We start from the raw sequence: 19113 nt of genomic DNA on the forward strand, positions 1-19113 counted from the left end.
GCAATATGAAACTGACCGCAACAGCTGCAAATGCGCGATCCTCTTTCCTTGGTAATTTACGGCATAAATTACCGAAAGATACCGGTATCTTTATTGTTATGGTGGTCATCGCCCTGACCTTTGAAGTTGCCGGCTGGTTTGTCCGCGACCAGTCTTTCCTGATGAACACCAACCGCCTGGTGTTGATTGTCCTGCAGGTCGCCATTATCGGGATTATCGCCGTCGGCGTCACGCAGGTCATTATCACTACCGGGATTGACCTCTCCTCCGGCTCGGTCATTGCCCTTGCTGCCGTGGTGGCGGCAAGCCTGGCACAAACCTCGGATAGCCTGTCGCCGATGTTCCCGTCACTGGTTAACCTACCGGCGGTCATTCCCATTTGCGCCGGGATTGGCGTCGGGCTGATCTGTGGATTAACCAACGGCTTTTTGGTCACCCGTACCGGGATTCCGCCGTTTATCGCCACTCTCGGGATGATGGTCTCTGCCCGCGGTCTGGCGCAATATTACACCCAGGGAAATCCCATCAGTTTCTTGTCCGATAGCTTTACGTCGATTGGTCAGGGGGCGATGCCGGTGATTATTTTCTTCGTGATTGCCGCTCTGTTTCACATCGCGCTGAAACACACCCGCTACGGTAAATATGTTTACGCCATCGGCGGCAACATGACCTCGGCAAAAGTATCCGGCATCAATGTGAATAAGTATCTGGTTATCGTCTACACCATCGCCGGCGCGCTGTCGGGGCTGGCCGGGGTTGTGCTGGCGGCGCGCGTCAGCAGCGGGCAGTCCAGTATGGGGATGTCCTACGAACTGGACGCTATCGCCGCGGCCGTTATCGGCGGCAGCAGCCTGATGGGCGGCGTCGGCCGCATCACCGGCACCCTGATTGGGGCGATGATTCTCGGCTTAATCAAAAGCGGCTTCACCTTCGTCGGCGTCGACGCTTACGTTCAGGATATTATCAAAGGGATTATTATTGTTGCGGCGGTGACGATAGACATGCGCCGTAACCGTAAGAAGCACTAAGCGAATGTAGAGATAGCCCTGAGGTGATATCAGGGGTATCTCTTCGCGCTGTTAAACCGGGGGACGATTAAAATGGCAAGGCACGCAGGCGCCGGTGCGCTCAGGAGAGGCCGCAAATCCGGTCACGCCCGCTGTTCTTGGCGTTATACAGCTCCCTGTCGGCCCGCGACATCAGCTCTTGCAGCGGGCACTGCCAGCCTTTAGCTACCCCGAAACTGGCGGTGATCTTAAAGGTGATATCGCCGGTCGTATGGAGGGTCAGCTTGCGGATTTCCTGCTGAATCCTCGCGGTATAGCTGGCGACTTCGTCTGACGAAGCGGCCAGAAACAGGACCGCGAACTCTTCTCCGCCGAGGCGCCCCACCACGTCTTCCGGGCGGCTCAACTTACTCAGGGTTTTGGCCAGGGCAACCAGCACCTCGTCACCCATCGGGTGTCCCCAGTTATCGTTTATCGACTTAAAGCGGTCAACGTCGAGCATCACTAACCAGGCCGGAAGCGCCTTGCTGGACTGACTTAATAGCGCATCAGCCCGGGCGTTAAATGCCCGGCGATTAAACAGATGGGTCAGCGGATCCTCTTCCGACTGGCGCTGGTACTGGCGGCTGATGCGGGCATCTTCACGGAGTTTTTTCCCGAGGGTCCCGAGGGATGAAAACAGGCTCTGCACCTCTTCTGCCGTATCGTCATCGATTTGGACGTGGAGTTGTTTTCCGGCAATCAGCGCCGCGGCGAGCTCATTTAAGCGCAGAATGGGGCGTAAAACGCGAGAGCGAATATAGAAAATCATCGCAATGGTCAGGGTATACACCAGCCCAAGCACCACCAGCCGTAGCAGGAAATTCTCTAAGGCCCGATGTTCGGCGGCGGTGTAGTGCTCCTTTACTCCGTTCATATAGGTATTGAGGAGATCATCAAACGAACTGAGGCTGGCGTGATAATCGACGGCAAACTGTTCGGCGCTCACGCTATAGGGCTTACCGCTGTCGCTCTCAGCGCTTAACTGATTGATTAACGCAATGCCCTGATGTTCAAAGTCCCGGCGCGTGTTTTCCAGCGTTTTCTGGAAGTGGGGAAGATAGGTGGCCTCATTGCCCTGCGTTTGCAGCAGCCACCACGCGGTATTGATCCGTTCGATACCGCGAATCAATCCTTCCCGGTTGGCCCGCGGAATCGGGGTGTGTGTGGCCAGCGGAATCAGCACCTGAGAACCGAGTCGACCCGTTGCATCGCGCAGCTCGCCCAGCGCCTGCGCGCGCAGAATCGGACCCAGCGCGCTGGGCTCCAGCAGCAGAAACTCGGTGGTGCGCTCGAACAGCGCCTTATGATAGAAATCCGTTGCCACCACCATATCGTGAATGGCCAAATCTGCGGACTGCGGGTCGCTCAGCACCTGGGTGCGAAAGCGGTCGGCAATACGACGGGAACGCTCCAGCTGCTGCATCATTTCGCCCATCAGCGCCGGAGAGAGCAGGTTTTTCGGGATCTTTTGCATGTCGCGGTCGGTGATGTCGCGATGGGCGACCAGCGCCTGCCAGCGTGACTCTTTCTCCTCAGGCGAGCTTAATATCAGCTCGTTAACGAAGGCGCGCTCACCGGCCAGGTCATTAGAGACCTGCAGTACCCGGTAGAAAATATCGAACTGGGTAACATTGTTATGCGCGCTTTTCCACGTTCCCCACGAGCCGGAAAGCAGCCAGAAGGAGAGAATGGTGGTTAAAAAAATCGTCGCCAGCGCGGATCCCCAGATATAGCGGAGAATATTGGACGATGCTGAGGATCTCTTTTTCGTTTTCACACGTACCCGGGCGTCAGCAGTAAAAAAGAAGCGATTCGAAAATCATTGAATTGAACTGAAATACAACGGAATGTCATGCCGTTATGTCCGCATACCTGCCTGCTCTATGCGATCTATTGGCTGATTTTAGCAGATAATCCACAAATAAATGGCTTTTTGTCCGAGCGGGTAAACAATCTAAGATATTGTTTTAATTTGGTTATGCCTGCAGTTATCTCCTTCCCGGAAGGAGCTGGCGTACCGTCACGGCGGTGAGCTGTCGTTCTGGCACCGCGCGGCGCCAGAACGATCAGCAGAAGGGCGCTTACTTTTCCCTGGCGGCGAGCAGTACGCTATGCAGCAGTACGTTGGCCCCTTTTTCTGCCCACGTGGGCAGAATATTCTCCGCCTCGTTATGGCTAATTCCCTTCTCGCAGGGGATGAAAATCATGCTGGCGGGCGCGACCTTGCTGATATAGCAGGTATCGTGGCCGGCGCCGGAGACCATGCGTCTGGCGCTGTAGCCGAGCATCTGAACCGCCTGCTCGCTGCGCGCCAGACACTGGGCGTTGAAGGCGATTGGCGCGTAGTCAAAAATGCGCTCGATCTGCGCCTGCACCCCGCGTCTGGCCAGCGTGTCGGCAGCGTGACGCAACGCCTGTTCCATTGCCTCCAGCGCGCTGCTTTGCGGATGGCGGAATTCCACGCTGCATTCGACGCGCCCCGGCACCACGTTGCGCGAACCCGGTATCACCTGCGCCATGCCGATGGTCGCCCGTCCGTCGGGGTTGTGGGCGATCCCGATTTGCTCCACCGCCAGCGCCAGCTCGGCGAAAGCGGTCAATGCATCGCGGCGGCTGCCCATCGGCGTGGTGCCGGCGTGGGCGGAAAAGCCCTCCAGCGTGACGTTGAACCAGCGCTGGCCCATTGCCGCGTGGACGAGGCCGATATCAACGTCTTCTTCTTCCAGAATCGGTCCCTGTTCGATATGCACCTCATAACAGGCATGAACCGGGAACGCGGCGGTCGGACGCTCGCCGCGGTAGCCGATCGCCTCCAGTGCCGCGCCGACGCTGATGCCGTCGCGATCTTTGCGGGCCAGCGCGAAAGCTTCGCTGAACTGCCCGGCCCAGACGCCGGATGCCAGCATCGCCGGGGCAAAGCGCGCCCCTTCTTCATTGGTCCAGTTCACCAGCACGATATCGCGTTCGGTCTCAATGCCGCGTTCGTTCAGCGTGCGTAGCGCCTCCAGCCCGGCGAGCACGCCGTAAATCCCGTCATAGCGGCCGCCGAGCGGCTGCGAATCGACGTGCGAACCGGTCAATACCGGGGCCAGCTGCGGATTTTTTCCGGCGCGGCGGATAAACATATTGCCCATGCTATCGACTGCGCAGGGAAAACCGGCTTCTTGTGCCCACTGGCGCAGCAGGTCGCGCGCCTGGCGGTCCTCGTCGCTCAGCGTCAGCCGGGTGACGCCGCCGGCCGGCGTCGCCCCAATCCTCGCCATCTCGTTGAGGGTTGACCACAGACGTTCAGCGTTGATGGCTATCATGGCTTGTCCTTCTTCACGCGATAGCGGAAGTCGCAGCACTTTCCGCCCTGCATGATGGTGGTGGTGCGGGTCAGCTCCACCTCCGGCGCGTAGCCGACGATAAACTTGTCGTCGCGGGCGCAGGAGAGCAGGTGGCCAATCTCGCCGAGGCCCATCTCGTGGTACATCTCGGCGTAGCGGCAGCGGTTGACGTTGTAGTTATACTGCTGGTCATCGGCGTCCAGCACCTTGACCTCCAGGGCATTGTCCTTTTCCCACAGATATTGCAGGGCGACAAAGCTCTGGATGTTCGCGCCGTTCGGCTCCTGGCGGGCAAACGTTTTTCCCGCCTCAATCGCGGCGTTTTCAATGGCTTCGCCGATGACCGCCTGGGCACGAGCTTTACCTATCTCGCGCACCAGGATGTCGTAAATCGGCTTAATAATTTCGGCTTCAATTTTGCGGCGGGCGAGAATGCCCAGCTCATTATTATCACTCATCACATTGCCTCACTGCGTTACTTCGTTGTTGCGCCGCCGAGTACGGTTTGCGGCTGCCATTTGCCGTCGACGACTTTGTAGACGGTAAAGGTTGGCGATTTCAGGTTGCCCTCTTTATCAAAGGCGATGTGTCCGGTGACCCCGGAGTAGTTAATGGCGCGTAGCGCGGGCAGATAGTTGGCCGGGTCGACGGAGTCAGCTTTTTCCATCGCCGCCACCAGCACGCGGGTGGCGTCATAGGCGAACGGCGCGTGCAGCTCGATATGGGTGTGATAGCGCGCCTGGTAGGCCTGCTCAAAGGCTTTGCCGCCCGGCATCTGTTCAACCGGCAGTCCCGGCTCCAGCGCCACCACGCCGTCACCCTCTTTTTGCGCCAGCTGCAGGAAGGTCTGGCTGACGAAACCGCCGGCGCCCATCAGGGTGGCGTTCATGCCCAGCTGTTTGATACGACGCGCCAGCGGAGCGGCCTGGCTATCGACGCCGCCGAAGAAAATCAGATCGGCATTTTTACTGCGGATGGCGGTCAGTACGGCGCTGAAGTCCACCGTTTTGTCGTCAACATACTGGCGATCGACGATTTTGATCCCCTGCGCGTCCAGCGACTTAATAAACTCGTCCGCCAGCCCCTGACCAAAAGCGGTACGGTCATCGATCACCGCGATGCGTTTGGCCTTCAGGGTTTGTACCGCGTACTGCCCGGCAAACTGGCCGCCGTCATCGTCGTGGCCCATCACGCGGAAGCTGGTGTCGAAACCCTGTCTGGTATAGGCGTGTCCGGTAGCGACCGGCGCGACCTGGGCGATGCCGGCATCGTGGTAAACCCGTGCGGCGGGAATGCTGGTGCCGGTGTTCCAGTGGCCGACGACGCCGGCGACGCCGCTATCCACCAGACGCTGAGCGACGGCAACGGCGGTACGCGGGTCGGACTGATCGTCTTCAGATTGCAGTTTAAAGGTTACCGCCTTGCCGCCGATGGTCGGGTGTTGCTTGTTGATATCGTCAATCGCCAGCTGCGCGCCGTTTTCGAGATCCTTGCCGATACGCGCGGAAGGGCCGGTCAGCGGGCCCGCCAGGCCGATAATCACGGTTTCGCTGGCCGCAGACCATGCGGCGGATGAGGCAAAGCCACTGAGCAGAATAGCGGCGCTGAGCGCACTGATTTTGACTGTTTTCATTGTTTTTCCCTGATGCTGGTTAGTGTTATGCGGGCACTTCGCCCAAATAAATCTGTGCGATACGGTCGTCGGCCAGCAGCGCCTGCGAGGCACCACGTTCCACAATGCTGCCGCTGTCCATCACCCACGCGCTGTCGGTGGCCTCCAGCGCCAGACGCGCGTTCTGCTCAATCAGCAGCAGCGCCACGCCGCGCTGACGGAGAGTGGCGATCACGCGGAAAACGTTCTCGACCATCAGCGGCGCCAGCCCCATCGAGGGCTCATCGAGGATCAGCAGGCGCGGCTGGCTGAGCAGGGCGCGGTTGAGCGCCAGCAGCTGCTGTTCGCCACCGGAGAGCAGCCCGGCCAGCTGGTGCTGGCGTTCGGCGAGGCGCGGGAAGTTGGCGAAGATCTCGTCCATCTCCTGTCGGACCGCCGCGCTATCACGACGCAGCCAGGCGCCCATCTGCAGGTTTTCCAGTACCGTCATGCGGGTAAAGATGCCGCGGCCTTCCGGTACCATCACCAGCCCTTCGCGCAGCAGCGACTCCGCTTTGCGTCGACGAACCGGTTGACCGTTGAAAATAATCTCGCCGCTAAAGGGTTCCAGCCCGGTAATGGCGCGGACGGTGGAGCTTTTTCCCGCGCCGTTGGCGCCGATCAACGTCGTCTGCTCACCCGCTTTAACGCTGAATGAGACGTCGCGTACCGCCTGGATGCCGCCGTAGTGCACGCTGAGGCCGGTTACGGTTAACAGATCAGACATGGACATTGCCTCCCAGCCAGGCGGCAATCACCGCCGGATCGCGGCGCACGGTCTCCGGCGTGCCGCTGGTTAATGTTTTGCCGTAATCCAGCACCATCAGGCGATCGCAGATCCCCATCACCAGCTTGACGTCATGCTCAATCATCAGCAGCGTTCTGCCGTCATCGCGAATGCGCAGCAGCAGTTCGCCCAGCGCCATCTTCTCGGCGGCGTTCATCCCGGCCGCCGGTTCATCCAGCGCCAGCAGGCGCGGATCGGTAGCCAGCGCACGGGCAATCTCCAGCCGCCGCTGGTGGCCGTAAGCGAGGTCGCAGGCGCGGTAGTGGGCGAACTGCGCAATGCCGGTGTAGTCCAGCCAGTGCCATGCCAGCTCGCGGGTCTGCGCCTCTTCGGCGCGGGCGCGTTTATGGCGGGTAAGCGCGGCCCACAGACCGTTGCGGGTGCGCACGTGGCGGCCGACCATCACGTTCTCCAGTACCGACATCTGGTTAAACAGCCGCACGTTCTGGAAGGTGCGGGCGATGCCGGCGGCGGTGACTTTCTCGATATTCTTCGGGAAGTAGGGCTCACCGGCGATAGCGAACTCGCCGCTGTCCGCCGGGTACAGCCCGGTAATCAGGTTAAAGCAGGTGGTTTTCCCCGCGCCGTTGGGGCCGATCAGGCCGTAGATTTCACCTTCATTAATGGTCAGCGATACGTCATCGACCGCCGTCAGGCCACCAAAGCGTTTTGACATGTGGCGTACGCTTAACAGACTCATGCTTTGACTCCCTGATGACGCGCGGGCCAGATGCCCTGAGGGCGCAGGAGCATGACCAGCACCAGCGCCAGGCCGTAGAACAGCTGGCGCAGCACTTCCGGGTCAATCAGCACTTCGCCAAACAGCGCCTGCTGCAGCGGCGCCGCCTGGCTGCGCAGCAGCTCTGGCAGCGCGGTCAGCAGCACCGCGCCGAGGATCACCCCGGGGATATGACCCATCCCGCCCAGCACCACCATCGCCAGTACCGCAATTGACTCCTGTAGCGTGAAGGATTCCGGCGAAACGAAGCCCTGAAATGCGCCGAACAGCGCCCCCGCCACGCCGCCGAACGAGGCGCCGATAGCGAAAGCCAGCAGTTTGTAGTTACGCAGATTGATGCCCATTGCGCGGGCGACGTCTTCATCCTCGCGGATGGCGTGCCAGGCGCGGCCGATGCGCGAATGCTGTAGCCGCAGGCAGACGAAAATAATCGCCACAATCACCAGCATCAGCAGGTAGTACCACAGCCACAGCGCCGGGACTTTAAAACCAAACCAGTGATAGACGCCGCTAAACTTCAGCCCGAACAGGTTCAGCGAGTCGACCCCGGAAATGCCTTTTGCGCCGTTGGTGATGTTGACCGGGCGGTCGAGGTTGCGCATCAGGATGCGGATAATCTCACCAAAACCGAGCGTGACAATGGCCAGGTAGTCGCCGCGCAGCTTCAGCGTCGGCGCCCCCAGCACGATCCCGCAGCCTGCCGCCACCAGCGCGGCAAGCGGAATAATCACCAGCCACGAGGTGTGCAGGCCCTCCGGGAACCGGTTATTTAACAGCGGGAACACCTCCAGCAGATGCGGCGAGGCCAGCAGAGCGGCCAGGTATGCGCCGACGGCATAGAAGGCGATAAAGCCCATATCCAGCAGGCCGGTGTAGCCGACCACGATATTCAGCCCCAGCGCCAGCATGATGTAGAGCAGGGCGAAGTCGATGACCCGCACCCAGTAGTTGCCGCCGAGCTGGCTGGCGACCATCGGCGCCACCAGCAGCGCGCAGACGAACAGGGTCATCCCGGACCAGAAGCGGCGGGAGACGACGGGTGTATCGAGTTGTGCCGTTGTCATAATATTTCTCCTAGGCCCGGTGCGCGACGCGTTCGCCGAGTAAACCGGCAGGGCGGAAGACCAGCACCAGAATCAGCACCATAAAGGCGAAGATATCCTGGTAGTTGCTGCCAAAGACGCCGTTGGTCAGGTCGCCGAGATAGCCGGCCCCCAGGGATTCGATCAGGCCCAGTAGCAGGCCGCCGACCATCGCGCCGCGAATATTGCCGATGCCGCCGAGCACCGCGGCGGTGAAAGCTTTAATGCCGGGCAGAAAGCCCATGGAGAAGCTGGCGCTGCCGTAGTTGCTGGCCATCATCACGCCAGCCAGCGCGGCGAATACGCCGCCGATGGCGAAAGTGAGGATGATAATCGCGTTGGGGTTCACCCCCATCAGCGTGGCGATGCGCGGATTTTCCGCCACCGCGCGCATGCCGCGACCTAAGCGGGTGTACTCCACCAGCAGCCACAGGCCGAGCATTACCGCGAGGGCCAGCGTGACGGTGACGATACCGGTGACGGTAATGAGCGCCGGAGGATGCGCTTCGCTGCCGCGGGTCACGGCGATCGGATCCATCGGCAGGATCTGCGGGAACATCAGCGGATTGCGCGACCAGACGATCATCGCTACGGTTTGCAGCAGTACCGAGACGCCGATCCCGGAGATCAGCGGCGCCAGGCGCGGAGCGTTACGCAGGCGGCGGTAGGCAAAGCGCTCGACCGCCATCGCCAGCAGGGCGCAGACCGCCATGGCCAGCAGCAGCGCCAGCCCCAGCTGCGCCAGCGGCGGCAGAGTGGGGAAATGGGCATTCAGCGCGTTCATCCCGGAAAGGGTGGTTAACGCGCCGACCATCAGAATATCGCCGTGGGCAAAGTTAATAATGCGCAGAATGCCGTACACCATGGTGTAGCCGAGCGCGATCAGGGCGTAGATGCTGCCGAGCATGACCCCGTTGATGATTTGTTGTATGAGTGTGTCCAACTGGTTCTTCCGACAAGATGCTCAAATAATAGCTACCATCCAACAAATGAATTAAATTGTAAAATACGCATATATTCTTTCTTATGATAAATGCGTTGTTAACTATCTTTATGATTTTTAATATAATTAAATAAAGCATCGAGTAGTGAAATACGCTAAGAAAATCAATATATGAAAAAAACAGAACAGTCAGAAGGGCCGGTTAGTTGGTCTGAGAGTACGTTAGCCAACGATCCGCCGCTGCGGGCGGTGCGCGCCTTCGAGGCGATCGCCCGCCTGGGCAGCGTGACCCTGGCGGCGCAGGAGCTGGCGATTTCACCCTCGGCGGTAAGCCACCAGCTGAAGGTGCTGGAAGGCTATCTGCAGATCCCGCTTACCGAACGCCAGGGGCGGCGGCTGACCCTCAGCCAGCAGGGGCGGGAGTATTACCGTTCGATCCGCGCGGCGTTTAACGTGCTGCGCCAGGCCACCGAACATCTGGTCGATCAGGTGCAAACCCAGCAGGTGACGATCAGCCTGATCCCGCTGTTTGGCATGGGCTGGTTTATTCCCCGTCTGCCGTCGTTCGTGCACGCCAATCCGCATACCGAAATCAACGTGGTTTACGCGAACCACCGCAACTACCTTAGCGATGCTTCCGATATGTCGATTCGCTTTGGCAACGGTCACTGGGTGGGCTATCAAAGCGAAAAGCTGATTTCCGGTAAAATGGTGCCGGTATGCAGTCAGGCCTTTTTGCGTCTGCACGGGCATATCGATACCCCGGAGCAGCTGCTGCAGATGCCGCTGCTGCACGACGAGGAGCGCACGACATGGAACCAGTGGTTTGTGCAGCAGGGGGTTAAACGGCCGCCGCGCTCGACGGGGCCGCTGTTTGAAGATGGCCTGCTGACCCTGGCGGGGGTGCAGGCCGGGCTGGGCTGTGCGCTGATGCGCGAGCCGCTGATCGCCCCCTATCTGAAGAGCGGCGAGCTGGTGAAAATCTTCGATACGGCGATAGATGATGGCCGGGATTACTATCTCTGCGTGCGTCAGGATAGCGATATGACCCCCAACGGTAAGCTATTACAGAGCTGGCTGCGTCAGCAGGCCCTCGGATGAACTTCACTTAAGAATTTACTTAATCCAGCTCACACTTTTGTCCGGTCGCCGTTGTCATTGCGCAGGGACGCTTAGATAATCCGCCGAAATAACCCATTTTTATGATGGCGTGCTACTGCGAAAGCAGGCAAGACCAAAATAGAAATGCTCTCCCGCCAAGGGGAGCGTCTCTGTTTTGGTCTTTTTTTTTGCCCCAACACCAGGGAACACTATGAACTATAACGAAACAGCAGACAAAATCCTCCACGCGGTGGGCGGTGCGGAGAATATCCGCATGCTCACCCATTGCGCGACCCGGCTGCGCATGGAGTTCAACGACCGCGCGAAGGTTAACGATGCGCAGATTGGCACTATCCCCGGCGTGATCAGCGTCGTGGAGAAGGGCGGCCAGTTCCAGATTGTTATCGGCAATGAGGTGCAGCGGGTTTATCGCCTGCTCAATAAGGCCCTGCCTGAGAAGAAAAGCCCGACCGGCGGCGATAAAAACGCCAAACCGACCGGCATCGTTGCGCGGGTTATCAGCGTCATCTCGACCACATTTACCCCGGTGATCCCGGCGATCACCGGCGCGGGGATGATTAAAGCGCTGTTGGCCATTCTCAAGCTTACCGGCGTGATTAGCGAAACCAGCTCGACCTGGCAACTGCTCAATATCATTGCCGACGCCGCCTTCTTCTTCCTGCCGGTGCTGCTGGCCTACGGGGCGTCGCTGAAGTTTGAATGCAACCCGATTCTGGCGATGACTCTCGCGGGCGTGCTGCTGCATCCCGGCATCGGCCAGATGCTGGCGGCCGGTAAAGCGGTCGATTTTGTCGGTATCAACGTCCTGCTTTCCGATTACGCCGGGTCGGTGCTGCCGATCATTCTGACCGTGTGGCTGATGTCGTGGGTGGAGCGTTTTGCCGAAAAAGTGTCGCCATCGATTATCAAGTTTTTCGTCAAGCCGATGCTGATTCTGCTGATTACCGCGCCGCTGGCGCTGGTGGTTGTCGGCCCGGCGGGCATTTTGCTTAACGACCTGGTTGCCGCGGGGGCGGGGGCTATCGATCGCCACGCCAGCTGGTTGATCCCGATGCTGATGGGCACCCTGCAGCCCTTCCTGATCATTACCGGTACCGCATGGGCGATGACGCCGATCGCCACCGGTCAGCTGAGTAAAAGCGGTTACGAGATGATTAACGGGCCGGGGATGCTGGCATCAAACGTGGCGATGGGCGCGGCGACGCTGTGCGTGGCGCTGAAAACCAAAAATAGCAACCTGCGCCAGCTGGCCTCTTCGTCGGGCTTTACCGCGCTGCTGGGGATCACCGAACCGGCGCTGTACGGGGTGCTGCTCAAGTTCCGCCGGGTGCTGATTGCCGCGATGATCGGCGGCGGCTGTGCCGGGGTCTACGCCGGGGTGAGCGGGCTGGTACGCTACGCTTTTGTCTCCCCGGGACTGGCGGCGCTGCCGGCGTTTATCGGCGAAAACCCGATGAATATCGTCCATGCGCTGGTGACCTGCGCGATTTCCATCGTGGTGACCTTTACCTTGACCTGGTTTATCGCCTTCAAAGAGGTTCCGCAGGAGCAAGAGGAGGTGAGCGAGGCGCCGCAGCCCGCGGTCAGCGCGAAAAGCGAGGGCGAGTTTGAAGTATTAAGTCCGCTGCGCGGCCAGGTGGTGGCGCTCAGCGAAGTGAACGACGATGTTTTTTCCGGCGGTCTGCTGGGCGAGGGCGTGGCGATTCGTCCGCAGGAAGGGGTGCTGCGCGCGCCGTTTAGCGGCAAGGTGATGATGTTTCTGCCCTCCTGCCACGCGGTTGGCCTGCAGAGCGACAGCGGTCTTGAGCTGCTGATCCATATTGGTATCGACACCGTCAATCTTAACGGCCAGCACTTTAGCTCGGCGCTGAAGGTGGGCGATAGCGTGGAGGCCGGGCAGGCGCTGATCCGCTTCGATATTTCGGCCATCGAGCAGGCCGGGTACGACCTGATTACCCCGGTGATTGTGGTCAACGGCGATGAGCGGCACTCTCTGCGCCTCACCGCCGCCGCGCAGGTGGATTACGGTGAACCGCTGATGGTGCAATCCGCTAAGGAGGCACAGGCATGATTTATCAACAGCAGGCCCGGTTCCCGGATGGTTTTCTGTGGGGGGCGTCCACTTCGGCCTATCAGGTTGAGGGCGCGTGGAATGAAGACGGTAAAGGGCCGTCGGTGGTCGATATGCTCAGCCATCCGCCGGGAACGGCGGACTTCCGCATCGCCAGCGACCACTACCATCGCGTGGAGGAAGACGTCGCGCTGATGGCGGAGATGGGGCTGAAGGCCTACCGCTTTTCGGTGGCCTGGTCGCGGGTGATCCCGGACGGCGACGGCCCGGTGAATCCGGGCGGGCTGGCCTTTTATCATCGGCTGATCGACGCCCTGACGCGCCACGGGATCACCCCCATCGTGACGCTGTACCACTTCGACCTGCCGTGGGCGCTGGAGCTCAAAGGAGGCTGGCTGAACCGCAACACCGGGGAGGCCTTCGTGCGCTATGCCCGGCTGCTGTTCAGCGAGTTTGCCGCTAAAGTCCCGCTCTGGCTGACGATTAACGAACAAAACACCATGATCCTCCACCCCGGGGCGATTGGCGTGCCCGCCGATCGCCCACTGCCGGACAAGAAGGCGCTGTACCAGCAAAATCACCATATGATGCTGGCCCAGGCGCAGATCTTCGCCCTGTGCCACCGCGAGTTTCCCGGAGTGCGTATCGGCCCGGCGATAAATACCACCTCGATGTACGCCGAAAGCTGTAAACCGGAGGATGCCATTGCCGCGCATAACTGGGAGACGCTGCGCTGCTGGAGCTTTCTGGATGTGGCGGTGCATGGCCGCTACAACGCCCTGGCGTGGGCCTATATGCAGGATCGCGGCCTCGCGCCGCAAGTGCAGCCAGAGGATGCGCTGATTTTGCAGCAGGGGCGGCCGGACTTTATCGCCATTAACTACTACTCCACCGCCACTATTGCCGCCAGTCGGGGCGACGGTGCAGACGTTGCGCCTCGCGCGGGCGACCAGCAAATTATGCTGGGCGAAGAGGGGGTTTATCGCCCGGCGGAAAACCCGTGGGTCGGCAAAACCCCCTACGGCTGGGTCGTCGACCCGGTGGGGCTGCGCCTGACGCTGCGCAAAGTGTGCGAGCGCTACGGTCTGCCAGTTCTGATTAGCGAAAACGGCATGGGCGCGCCGGATAAGCTCGAGCATGACGGGACGGTGAATGACGATTACCGCATCGCCTTCTTACAGGCGCATATTGAGCAAATGCGCCTGGCGATTGCCGACGGCGTCGAGCTGATGGGCTACTGCCCGTGGGCGGCAATTGACGTGGTCAGCACCCATCAGGGATATGCCAAGCGCTACGGTTTTATTTATGTCGATCGCGGTGAGGATGACCTGAAGCGTCTGCAAAGGATCCGTAAACGCAGCTTCTGGTGGTATAAGGATGTCATCGCGCAAAACGGCAACCACGATGAGTCGCAGAGATGATTGTTCAGAAGGTGCTCAATAATAGCCTCGTGCTCTCTATGGATGACGATGACCGGGAGGTTATCGTCATGGGGAAAGGCATTGGCTTCAACAGCAGACCCGGGGATGAGATTGATCCGGAGAAGATAGAGAAGCGATTCGTGACCCAGGCGCTTGGCGCGCGCAGCGGCTATCTCGAGGCGCTCTCCGCCATCCCGGACGAGGTCATCGAAATGGCCGCGATGATTATTTCCCGCGCCAATATGCAGCTTGCCAGCAAGGTTCGCGAGCAGATTTTCTTTACCCTCGCCGACCACCTGACCTTCGCCATCGAACGCAGCCGCAAAGGGATCGCCATTCAAAACCGTCTGCTGCCGGAAGTGAGACGTTTTTATCCGCAGCAGTTCCGCGTCGCCAGCGACGCGGTGACGATTATTCGCCAGCAGTACGGGATTGAACTGCCGGAGGAGGAGGCCGGAAATATCGCTTTTCATCTGGTTAACGGCCAGAGCGAGGGTGACGACGTGGCGCAGACCATGCAGTCGGTGAAGATGCTGAAGGATATTTTTAATCTCGTGCAGTACCACTTTAAGCAGCAGATAGACACCGAATCGATTAACTACTCGCGCTTTCTGGTCCATATGCAGTTCTTCCTCCAGCGTTTACAGGAGGGGGAACTGGACGACGCGCGGGACAGTTTTCTGCTGGTGCAGGTGATTAAGGAGTATCCGGAGGCCTACCGCTGCGCGCTGCGGATCCGCGATTACGTCAAGGCCCAGCTCGATATCACCCTCGGCGGCAACGAGCTGCTGTGGCTCACCGTGCATCTGGTGCGGATTAGCGGGCTGGATGCGTGAGCGTGTTCTATTAACGGGAGGTAAAGGCCAGGGATGTTCCATTCAAGAGACCCTCTCTGCTATCACCCGGTGGCGCTAATGCCTTGCCGGGTCGGTGTTTGGTTTTCGTCGGCCGGGTCAGGCGTTAGCCGCCACCCGGCAGAGATACGCGCGCACGGTCTCATTCAAGTTGGTCATTTAAAAACGCCTGGCGAATCAACGATGGCGGAACTGCAGCGTCGCGGGCAGGTAGCGCCGTAGCGGCTCAGGCGTGTTGCCGTCGATCAGCTGGCTTATCAGATCGTAGCAGTGCCAGGCCAGCTGACGGTTATCCTGCTGGACGGTGTCGATACGCAGCGATAGCGAATCGTAGAGATAGTGATCGTCAAAGCTCGCCAGATGAATATCGGAATCCAGTAAATGGTGCTGGCTCATATAGCGCAGCACCCCTTCCAACAGACCGCAGGCGGCGGTGAACAGCGCCTTTGGCGGCCGCCCGAGACGCGCGCAGAGGGCGGCGAACATCTCGTAGCCGGAGCTCGGATGATAGTTGCCGTTAATCACCCACTCGGGACGCAGTTCGACACCGGCGTTTGCCAGCCCCTGAGTAAACCCTGCCAGACGATCGCGGGAGGGCGACAGACGCGGCTGCCCGCCGAGAAACCAGAACTCGTCGCGATGCTGAGGCGCGATGCGGGAAATCAGATCCGCCGTTGGGCTGATGGAGTCGGTCATCACCAGCGGCAGCGTGCTGTCGCTGGGACAGCGGTCAAACAGTACCACCGGCAGCTGTTCGCTGAGCTTGAGGTAATCGGCGTCGTTGTGCATACAGGAGGCGACGATCAGCCCGTCAACCTGGCGGGCAATCATATTATTGACCACCATGGTTTCCTGGCCGGGGTTTTCGTCGGTACAGGAGATCAGCAGCTGAACGCCCGCCTCGCGGCAGAGCATTTCCAGCTCATGAGAGAAGACGGCAAACCCGTAGTTGGTAATTTCAGGCACCACCAGACCGATGGTGTGGCTACGGTTATCGCGCAGCGAGCGGGCGTGAATACTGGGCTGATAATGTTGTTCTCGCGCGATGGCCAGCACGCGCTCGCGGGTATCCTGCGCCACGCGGAGTTCTTTGCCACGACCGTTCAGCACCAGGCTGGCGGTGGCTTTCGAGACACCCGCCAGCTCGGCGATATCTTTAATGGTAACGCGTTTGGTTTTCATCACGACAACATGCGCCTGAATTTAAAACGCTTATTCTACCATGCATGGCTCCAGCGACCAGTAGCAGAATGTTACCGGCGTCGCGCCGCTGAAAACCAGCTGTGCGGGATAGTCCGGGAAGAGGCGGCTGCTCATCACCCCTTCGCCGTCGTTAATGAAAATCTCCACGCTCGACTGGTCGATGAAGATCCGCAGCGAGCGAACCGTGCCGCGCCAATAGCGATAGAGCATTTCGTCGCTGGCGAGGCTGCGCCGCGCCAGACGAAGGCCGTGGCTATCGCGCTCGAGAGTCAACGCGCCGCCGAAATCGAGGCTAAACGCGTCGTCAGCGGCGGTATCGAGGGCGATTTCCAGCGGGGCCAGCGGCAGAACGTTGCCCTGCCAGCTGCGGACTTCGCCGCGCAGGGCGCTCAGTTCGCGCAGCGGGCGCTGATAGAGTTTGCCGTCCACCCACTCCAGTTCGCGCAGGCAGGTCATCTGGTGGATCCAGCCGTTGGCCCGCGTCGGCTGGCGCATCTCCTCGCCGTCCGGTACGCCCATCCAGCCAACCAGCAGCCGACGGCCGTCGGCTGTCTGCATGGTTTGCGGGGCATAGAACTCAAATCCGGCATCCAGCTCGTGCAACTCGCCGTGCGTGAAGGCGGCGCTGGCGTAATCGAAGCCGCCGGCCATCCACACCGCCGGATAGGTGTTGAGGTAGCGCGCTTCCTCGCCGGGAATCCCCTGCGGGCAGCAAATCAGAATATGCTGGTCGCCAAGCGGGAACAGGTCCGGACACTCCCACATATAACCGGCATCGTGCAGTCCGTTGATGCCGGCGCCGGCGATTTCGCCCTCGCTCGTCCACTCATGGAGATTTGCGGAGCTGAACAGCAGCACCTTGCCGCGCTTTTGCCGATCCTGCGCACCCAGCACCATGTACCAGCGGCCTTCATGCTGCCAGACTTTCGGGTCGCGCACGTGGCCGGTATAGCCCTCTGGCAGCGGCAGGACCGGGCCGGTTTTGCTGAAGGTGCCGTCGGGATTTTCCGTCGCCAGGCACTGCCAGGCGGTCCGGCTGCCGTCTGCAAATTTGACGTTGCCGGTGTAGCACAGGGTCAGCGTCCCGTTGTTATCCACCGCGCTGCCTGAGTAGCAGCCGTTGCGGTCATACTCTTCGTCCGGCATCAGCGCAATCGGTTCATGCCGCCAGTGCAGCAGATCGGCAGAACTCCAGTGCCCCCAGCATTTGAAGGTGTGATCGCAGGCGAGCGGGTTCCACTGATAGAACAGGTGATAGCGCCCGGCAAATTCGACAAAGCCGTTGGGATCGTTCATCAGCCCGGTGACCGGCGCGTGGTGCCAGCGGGGATAGTGGCTGTCGGCCAGCGCGCGCGGCTGGCCTTGCATAACGGCCTGCAAAATCGCAGGCAGGCGTGATGGAAGTGACATTATTCCGCGTCCGTTTTGTATTTCAGCAGCAGGGAGACGACAAAGGCAACGCCGAAGGCGATGACCATCCCGATAATGTAGTTCAGCAGCGAACTGGCCTGCACGATAGCCATGCCTGGAATCGCCGTCAGGCCGACCGCGGTCATATAGACGTGCATGGAGACGACCCATGCGCCGCCCGCTGCGCCGCCGATCAGCGCTGCAATAAACGGCTTCACAAAGCGTAAGTTGATACCAAAAATCGCCGCCTCGGTGATACCCAGCATGGCAGAAAACGCCGATGGCAGGGTAATGGCTTTGATTTTGGCATCTTTGGTTTTAAACCACACCGCCAGGCAGGCGCCGCCCTGAGCAACGTTGGCCATCGCCCAAATCGGCAGCAGGAAGTTGACGCCGATGGCGGGGTTGCCCAGCAGTCCGGCTTCGATAGCGTGGAAGCTGTGGTGAATACCGGTAATCACGATAACCGAATAGAGACCGCCAAACAGCAGCCCAGCCAGCCAACCGGCGTGGGTAATCAGCGTACTGAGCACGAATGAGATGCCGTCTCCCAGCGCGCGGCCCGCCGGACCGATAATCAGCAGGGCGATAAAACCGGAAATAATCACCGTCAGGAACGGCGTCAGGATCAGGTCCAGCGCATCGGGGATGACGCGGCGCAGCTGCTTCTCAACAATGCTCATAAACCATACCGCCAGCAGCACCGGGAACACCGTACCCTGATAGCCGATCATCGCAATCTCAAGGCCGAAGAAGTTCATGGTATGGAAACCGGCGGCCACGCCCCAGGCGTTGGTGAGCGCCGGGTGGGTCAGAATGCCCCCGAGCGTCGCGCCAAGGTAGGGGTTACCGCCAAATTCGCGGGCGGCGGTAAAGCCAATCAGGATCGGCAGAATAATAAACGCCGCCGAGCTGCACATATCCAGAATAATGTAGATAGCGTTGCTCGGGTCGACCCAGCCGTAGGTTTTCACCATGCCGAGCAGGCCCATCAGCAGACCGGAGGCTACGATAGCCGGAATAATGGGTACAAAGATGTTTGACAGCAGACGGGCGATACGCTGGAACGGATTAAGCTTTTTCGCCGCGATATCGGCGGCTTCCGACTTGCTGGATTCGCCGATGCCGGCGGCCTGAATAAACGCGGCGTAAACTTTGTTCACCACCCCGGTGCCAAAAATAATCTGCATCTGTCCGGCGTTGCGAAAACATCCTTTTACGCCTTCAATTTTGCCGATAGCCTGCTGGTCGGCGAGCGCATCATCGATCAGCACCAGACGCAGGCGCGTGGCGCAGTGCGCGGCGCTGGCGATGTTTTCCTTACCTCCCAGAAGCGGAAGCAGCGAGCGGGAAATCTGTTCAAAATCCATAGTACCCTCTGAATGCGTAATAATTATCGTGTTGTGGTCCCGGGTTTACGGGGGCGCAGTCTCTGCGTCGTTATTGTGTCCG

At 59.9% G+C, this 19113-nt stretch carries 16 protein-coding genes; 5 read left to right on the forward strand and 11 right to left on the reverse strand.

The window, feature by feature from the left end:
- The first annotated feature begins 5 nt into the window (after positions 1 to 5).
- Positions 6 to 1028, forward strand: coding sequence for an ABC transporter permease (locus ROR01S_RS15485; protein ID WP_174539224.1), 1023 nt, complete (start codon positions 6 to 8; stop codon positions 1026 to 1028).
- Between the two features lie 100 nt (positions 1029 to 1128).
- Here the strand turns inward: ROR01S_RS15485 and ROR01S_RS15490 are convergent, their stop codons facing one another.
- The 8 genes from ROR01S_RS15490 to ROR01S_RS15525 form a co-directional block, all read right to left on the reverse strand.
- A complete protein-coding gene (locus tag ROR01S_RS15490; RefSeq protein ID WP_032716796.1) occupies positions 1129 to 2826 on the reverse strand; it encodes a GGDEF domain-containing protein in 1698 nt (565 codons plus the stop codon).
- 304 nt (positions 2827 to 3130) lie between these two features.
- Positions 3131 to 4357, reverse strand: a complete 1227-nt coding sequence (locus tag ROR01S_RS15495; protein ID WP_044351607.1) for a Zn-dependent hydrolase — start codon at positions 4355 to 4357, stop codon at positions 3131 to 3133.
- Positions 4354 to 4836: an L-2-amino-thiazoline-4-carboxylic acid hydrolase gene (locus ROR01S_RS15500; RefSeq protein WP_004858992.1), complete on the reverse strand. Its 483-nt coding sequence runs from the start codon at positions 4834 to 4836 to the stop codon at positions 4354 to 4356. The genes ROR01S_RS15495 and ROR01S_RS15500 overlap by 4 nt, the downstream gene beginning before the upstream one ends.
- Before the next feature lie 17 nt (positions 4837 to 4853).
- Positions 4854 to 6011, reverse strand: coding sequence for a branched-chain amino acid ABC transporter substrate-binding protein (locus ROR01S_RS15505; protein WP_004858995.1), 1158 nt, complete (start codon positions 6009 to 6011; stop codon positions 4854 to 4856).
- Positions 6012 to 6036: 25 nt separating this feature from the next.
- Complete coding sequence (locus ROR01S_RS15510) at positions 6037 to 6756, reverse strand: ABC transporter ATP-binding protein (protein WP_004859000.1); 720 nt, start codon at positions 6754 to 6756, stop codon at positions 6037 to 6039.
- On the reverse strand, positions 6749 to 7516 hold the full coding sequence (locus tag ROR01S_RS15515) for an ABC transporter ATP-binding protein (RefSeq protein WP_015584976.1): 768 nt from the start codon (positions 7514 to 7516) through the stop codon (positions 6749 to 6751). Before ROR01S_RS15515 ends, ROR01S_RS15510 begins: the two co-directional genes overlap by 8 nt.
- Complete coding sequence (locus ROR01S_RS15520; protein WP_064357314.1) at positions 7513 to 8619, reverse strand: branched-chain amino acid ABC transporter permease; 1107 nt, start codon at positions 8617 to 8619, stop codon at positions 7513 to 7515. The genes ROR01S_RS15515 and ROR01S_RS15520 overlap by 4 nt, the downstream gene beginning before the upstream one ends.
- A 10-nt stretch (positions 8620 to 8629) precedes the next feature.
- Positions 8630 to 9580 (reverse strand): branched-chain amino acid ABC transporter permease, encoded by a 951-nt coding sequence (locus tag ROR01S_RS15525; protein WP_015584974.1) that lies wholly within the window; start codon positions 9578 to 9580, stop codon positions 8630 to 8632.
- Positions 9581 to 9751: 171 nt separating this feature from the next.
- Here ROR01S_RS15525 and ROR01S_RS15530 point away from each other — a divergent pair, with 171 nt between their 5' ends.
- The 4 genes from ROR01S_RS15530 (at position 9752) to licT (ending at position 15030) form a co-directional block, all read left to right on the forward strand.
- Positions 9752 to 10681, forward strand: a complete 930-nt coding sequence (locus tag ROR01S_RS15530; RefSeq protein ID WP_004859015.1) for a LysR substrate-binding domain-containing protein — start codon at positions 9752 to 9754, stop codon at positions 10679 to 10681.
- A gap of 211 nt (positions 10682 to 10892) precedes the next feature.
- The gene (locus tag ROR01S_RS15535) at positions 10893 to 12773 is read left to right on the forward strand and encodes a beta-glucoside-specific PTS transporter subunit IIABC (protein ID WP_015584973.1); all 1881 of its coding nucleotides are present in this window, start codon (positions 10893 to 10895) and stop codon (positions 12771 to 12773) included.
- Positions 12770 to 14194 carry a glycoside hydrolase family 1 protein gene (locus ROR01S_RS15540; protein ID WP_004859020.1) on the forward strand — a complete coding sequence of 475 codons (1425 nt, stop codon included), beginning with the start codon at positions 12770 to 12772 and terminating at the stop codon, positions 14192 to 14194. Before ROR01S_RS15535 ends, ROR01S_RS15540 begins: the two co-directional genes overlap by 4 nt.
- Positions 14191 to 15030, forward strand: a complete 840-nt coding sequence (licT, locus tag ROR01S_RS15545; protein ID WP_004859023.1) for a BglG family transcription antiterminator LicT — start codon at positions 14191 to 14193, stop codon at positions 15028 to 15030. The genes ROR01S_RS15540 and licT overlap by 4 nt, the downstream gene beginning before the upstream one ends.
- A gap of 195 nt (positions 15031 to 15225) precedes the next feature.
- On the opposite strand, the gene ROR01S_RS15550 is transcribed toward licT, so the two are convergent.
- From ROR01S_RS15550 to ROR01S_RS15560, 3 genes are read right to left on the reverse strand one after another with little or no spacing between them, the layout of a single operon-like run.
- Positions 15226 to 16230, reverse strand: a complete 1005-nt coding sequence (locus tag ROR01S_RS15550) for a LacI family DNA-binding transcriptional regulator (RefSeq protein ID WP_004859026.1) — start codon at positions 16228 to 16230, stop codon at positions 15226 to 15228.
- 30 nt (positions 16231 to 16260) lie between these two features.
- Positions 16261 to 17661, reverse strand: a complete 1401-nt coding sequence (locus tag ROR01S_RS15555) for a sucrose-6-phosphate hydrolase (RefSeq protein ID WP_015584971.1) — start codon at positions 17659 to 17661, stop codon at positions 16261 to 16263.
- Entirely contained in the window at positions 17661 to 19031 is a 1371-nt protein-coding gene (locus tag ROR01S_RS15560; protein ID WP_004859031.1) for a sucrose-specific PTS transporter subunit IIBC, read from the reverse strand. Before ROR01S_RS15560 ends, ROR01S_RS15555 begins: the two co-directional genes overlap by 1 nt.
- Positions 19032 to 19113: the final 82 nt, after the last annotated feature.

It is taken from the genome of Klebsiella ornithinolytica NBRC 105727 = ATCC 31898 (genome assembly GCF_001598295.1).
In the GTDB taxonomy this organism is placed as follows: domain Bacteria; phylum Pseudomonadota; class Gammaproteobacteria; order Enterobacterales; family Enterobacteriaceae; genus Klebsiella; species Klebsiella ornithinolytica.

Excerpts from the sequence above, each read along its gene's own strand:
- ROR01S_RS15555 (WP_015584971.1), bottom strand. The coding sequence starts at position 17,661 with ATGTCACTTCCATCACGCCTGCCTGCGATTTTGCAGGCCGTTATGCAA.
- ROR01S_RS15550 (WP_004859026.1), bottom strand. The coding sequence starts at position 16,230 with ATGAAAACCAAACGCGTTACCATTAAAGATATCGCCGAGCTGGCGGGT.
- ROR01S_RS15505 (WP_004858995.1), bottom strand. The coding sequence starts at position 6,011 with ATGAAAACAGTCAAAATCAGTGCGCTCAGCGCCGCTATTCTGCTCAGT.
- ROR01S_RS15540 (WP_004859020.1), top strand. The coding sequence starts at position 12,770 with ATGATTTATCAACAGCAGGCCCGGTTCCCGGATGGTTTTCTGTGGGGG.
- ROR01S_RS15560 (WP_004859031.1), bottom strand. The coding sequence starts at position 19,031 with ATGGATTTTGAACAGATTTCCCGCTCGCTGCTTCCGCTTCTGGGAGGT.
- ROR01S_RS15495 (WP_044351607.1), bottom strand. The coding sequence starts at position 4,357 with ATGATAGCCATCAACGCTGAACGTCTGTGGTCAACCCTCAACGAGATG.
- ROR01S_RS15530 (WP_004859015.1), top strand. The coding sequence starts at position 9,752 with ATGAAAAAAACAGAACAGTCAGAAGGGCCGGTTAGTTGGTCTGAGAGT.
- licT (WP_004859023.1), top strand. The coding sequence starts at position 14,191 with ATGATTGTTCAGAAGGTGCTCAATAATAGCCTCGTGCTCTCTATGGAT.
- ROR01S_RS15510 (WP_004859000.1), bottom strand. The coding sequence starts at position 6,756 with ATGTCTGATCTGTTAACCGTAACCGGCCTCAGCGTGCACTACGGCGGC.
- ROR01S_RS15485 (WP_174539224.1), top strand. The coding sequence starts at position 6 with ATGAAACTGACCGCAACAGCTGCAAATGCGCGATCCTCTTTCCTTGGT.
- ROR01S_RS15500 (WP_004858992.1), bottom strand. The coding sequence starts at position 4,836 with ATGAGTGATAATAATGAGCTGGGCATTCTCGCCCGCCGCAAAATTGAA.
- ROR01S_RS15515 (WP_015584976.1), bottom strand. The coding sequence starts at position 7,516 with ATGAGTCTGTTAAGCGTACGCCACATGTCAAAACGCTTTGGTGGCCTG.
- ROR01S_RS15535 (WP_015584973.1), top strand. The coding sequence starts at position 10,893 with ATGAACTATAACGAAACAGCAGACAAAATCCTCCACGCGGTGGGCGGT.
- ROR01S_RS15520 (WP_064357314.1), bottom strand. The coding sequence starts at position 8,619 with ATGACAACGGCACAACTCGATACACCCGTCGTCTCCCGCCGCTTCTGG.